This is a genomic window from Kitasatospora sp. NPDC047058 (assembly GCF_040643935.1).
In the GTDB taxonomy this organism is placed as follows: Bacteria; Actinomycetota; Actinomycetes; order Streptomycetales; family Streptomycetaceae; genus Kitasatospora.
Window position 1 is genome coordinate 1 of record NZ_JBEYVJ010000616.1, and the last position, 3,029, is coordinate 3,029.

The 3,029-nt window shown below is 71.9% G+C and carries 3 protein-coding genes; all 3 read left to right on the plus strand.

Going from position 1 to position 3,029, the window contains the following annotated elements; all coding sequences use genetic code 11:
• The first annotated feature begins 131 nt into the window (after positions 1-131).
• On the plus strand, positions 132-2,324 hold the full coding sequence (gene katG, locus ABZ885_RS38340; protein WP_360199394.1) for a catalase/peroxidase HPI: 2,193 nt from the start codon (positions 132-134) through the stop codon (positions 2,322-2,324).
• A 171-nt stretch (positions 2,325-2,495) separates the two neighbouring features.
• Positions 2,496-2,705 (plus strand): hypothetical protein, encoded by a 210-nt coding sequence (locus ABZ885_RS38345; protein WP_360199396.1) that lies wholly within the window; start codon positions 2,496-2,498, stop codon positions 2,703-2,705.
• A gap of 87 nt (positions 2,706-2,792) precedes the next feature.
• Positions 2,793-3,029, plus strand: a 237-nt coding sequence (locus ABZ885_RS38350; protein ID WP_360199398.1) for a maleylpyruvate isomerase N-terminal domain-containing protein, incomplete at its 3' end; no start/stop codon positions are given.

Sequence of the window (3,029 nt, forward strand, 5' to 3'; positions counted from 1 at the left end):
CCCCGCTGAAGGCGCCGGGCGTCCCGCGCTGCCGGGCGGAGGCGTTCCGCGTGTTCTTCCCGCCGTACGGTCCACGGTGCGGGACCATACGGGCGAAAGGGTAGAAACCAAGCGAGGAAGAAAGGGCGGACGTGTCCGGCAGCGAGAGCGAAAACCCGGCAGTTCCCTCCCCCATCCCCACGTCGTCGACCCGCCCCAGGACGAACCGGGACTGGTGGCCCACCCAGCTGGACCTCCAGGTGCTGCACCAGCACTCGCCCCGGTCCGACCCGCTGGGCGAGGACTTCGACTACGCGGCGGAGTTCGCCACCCTCGACGTCGACGCGCTGAAGCGGGACGTCATCGACCTGATGACCAAGTCGCAGGACTGGTGGCCCGCCGACTACGGCCACTACGGACCGCTGTTCATCCGGATGAGCTGGCACGCCGCCGGCACCTACCGCATCGCGGACGGCCGGGGCGGAGGCGGCAGCGGCGCCCAGCGCTTCGCGCCGCTCAACAGCTGGCCGGACAACGCCAGCCTGGACAAGGCCCGGCGGCTGCTGTGGCCGGTCAAGCAGAAGTACGGCCGGAAGATCTCCTGGGCCGACCTCCTGGTGTTCGCCGGCAACTGCGCCATGGAGTCCATGGGGTTCAGGACGTTCGGCTTCGGCTTCGGGCGCGAGGACATCTGGGAGCCCGACGAGGTCTTCTGGGGCCCCGAGGACACCTGGCTCGGCGACGAGCGCTACAGCGGCGACCGTGAACTCGCCAACCCGTTCGGCGCCGTGCAGATGGGGCTGATCTACGTGAACCCGGAGGGCCCCAACGGCACTCCGGACCCGGTGGCCGCCGCCCGCGACGTCCGGGAGACCTTCGCGCGGATGGCCATGAACGACGAGGAGACCGCCGCACTGATCATCGGCGGCCACACCTTCGGCAAGTGTCACGGCGCCGTCGACCCGTCGTACCTGGGCCCGGAACCCGAGGCCGCGCCCGTCGAGCAGCAGGGTCTGGGCTGGCACAACACCTACGGAAGCGGCAAGGGCGCCGACACGCTCACCAGCGGCCTCGAGGGCGCGTGGACCGACAAGCCGACGACCTGGGACAACGGCTATCTGGACAACCTGTTCCGGTACGAGTGGGAGCTGACCGCCAGCCCCGCCGGGGCCCACCAGTGGAAGCCCACCGACCCCGCGGCGCAGGGCACCGTGCCGGACGCGCACGACCCGTCGAAGCGGCACGCCCCGATGATGCTGACGACGGACCTCGGACTGCGGCAGGACCCGGTCTACGAGCCGATCTGCCGGCGCTTCCACGAGCATCCGGACCAGCTCGCCGAGGCGTTCGCCAAGGCCTGGTACAAGCTGCTGCACCGCGACATGGGCCCGCTGTCCCGCTACCTCGGACCGTGGGTGCCCGGACCGCAGCTCTGGCAGGACCCGGTCCCCGAGGTCGACCACGCCCTGGTCACGGACGAGGACGTCGCCGCCCTCAAGGACCGGATCGCCGACTCCGGCCTGGGCATCCCGCAGCTGGTCACCACGGCGTGGGCGGCGGCCGCGAGCTTCCGCGGCACCGACAAGCGCGGCGGGGCCAACGGGGCCCGGATCCGGCTCGCGCCGCAGAAGGACTGGGAGGCCAACGACCTGCCCGAGGTGACCGAGACGGTGCGCCGGCTGGAGGAGGTCCAGCGGGACTTCAACGGCGCGCAGACCGGCGGCAAGAGGATCTCGCTCGCCGACCTCATCGTGCTGGGCGGCTGCGCGGCGGTCGAGCGGGCCGCACGCAACGCCGGGCACGCCGTCACGGTGCCGTTCGCGCCGGGGCGCACGGACGCCTCGCAGGAGCAGACCGACGTCGAGTCGTTCGCCGTCCTCGAACCGCGGGCCGACGGGTTCCGCAACTACCTGCGGGCCGGCGAGAAGCTGTCGCCGGAGACCCTGCTGCTCGACCGGGCGAACCTGCTGACACTGACCGCGCCCGAGATGACGGTCCTGGTCGGCGGCATGCGGGCGCTGAACGCCGGCTTCCGGGGCTCCCCGCACGGCGTCCTCACCCGGCGTCCCGAGGCGCTGACCACGGACTTCTTCGTCAACGTGCTCGACATGGGCACGGAGTGGAAGGCGTCGGAGTCGGAGGCGAACCTCTTCGAGGGGCGGGACCGTGCGACGGGCTCGACGAAGTGGACGGCCACCGCCGTCGACCTCGTCTTCGGGTCGAACTCCCAGCTGCGCGCCCTCGCCGAGGTCTACGGCGCCGCGGACGCGGACGGGAAGTTCGTGCGCGACTTCGTGGCGGCTTGGGACAAGGTGATGAACCTCGACCGGTTCGACCTGCGCTGAGCGGTCGGACGACTGAGCGGTCGGACGACTGAGCGGTAGGACCGCTGAGCGGCGGTGCCCGGCAGGCCCCGGTGGGCCGGCCGGGCACCGTGCCGTACGGGAGTCGGCCCGGCTCACTCGAGTCCCGCGAAACCCCTGGCAGCCGTCGGGGCACACTCCTATGATCGCGCTGTGACTACCGAGTTGATCGTCCCCGGGGCAGCAATCGGCCTGGTCGGGATCGCCACCGCCTTCGACATCCGCAACGCCGCCAAGTGGTGGCAGCTGATCAACCACCAGTACCGCCGCGTCGATACGTCGCTGCGGACGGTGAAGTTCATCGGAGTGGTGCATGCCGTACTCGGCACGGCCGTCGCGACGGCCGGCCTGCTGGTGTCCTGACGGCCGGCGGGCCTCGCCGGCGTCGAGGCCTTCCGGCCGCGCCACGGGGCTGGACAGCGGTGCGGGAGTGGGCCAGTGTTCACCCTCATGAGTCTCCCGTTCCCCCAGCACGGCCCCGGTGCCGCGCGCACCGCGCTCTTCGAGGCGGTCACCGCGGTCGGTGACGAGGCCGTCGCGCTGCTCGCCGGCTGCCGTGGCGACACCCCGATACCCGGCGCCGAGTGGACGGTCGCCGAGGCCGCCGCGCACCTGGCGATGGCCAACGAGCTGATGGCCGCACTGGCCGCCGGCGAGGAGCGGCCGTACGGGGACGGGACCCCGGGT